Source organism: Aureimonas sp. AU4 (genome assembly GCF_001463765.1).
Taxonomy (GTDB): domain Bacteria; phylum Pseudomonadota; class Alphaproteobacteria; order Rhizobiales; family Rhizobiaceae; genus Aureimonas.
The window spans coordinates 1-271 of record NZ_BBWK01000126.1 but is presented as its reverse complement, the minus strand read 5'-3'; the positions used below and the strand labels follow the sequence as shown (position 1 = coordinate 271).

Sequence of the window (271 nt, the reverse complement as noted above, 5' to 3'; positions counted from 1 at the left end):
AGGGTCTACGACCAGGACTTCGCGCCGGTTCCCGGCGTCCGCGTGTCGGCCAGTCCCCTGATGCTGGCGCCGGAAGGCTCGCGTCCCGTGATCGTCACGATCCCGTTTGCGGGAGAGGCCACGCGCAAGGTGCGCGTCTGCGCCGAGAGCATTCCTTTCCCCAACTCGCAAACCCAGGTGAGGGCCCAGATATGCGGCAAGTTCCTCGGCAAGCGCTTGTCCTGATCGGGACGGGCCTGACGGCACTCGGCCTCATGGCCGCGCTGGCCGC

General features: G+C 68.3%; 1 pseudogene. It reads left to right on the top strand.

The features are described 5' to 3' along the window. A pseudogene (locus AUL35_RS22735) lies at positions 1–225 on the top strand (hypothetical protein); the annotation flags it as partial. Positions 226–271 lie beyond the last annotated feature (46 nt).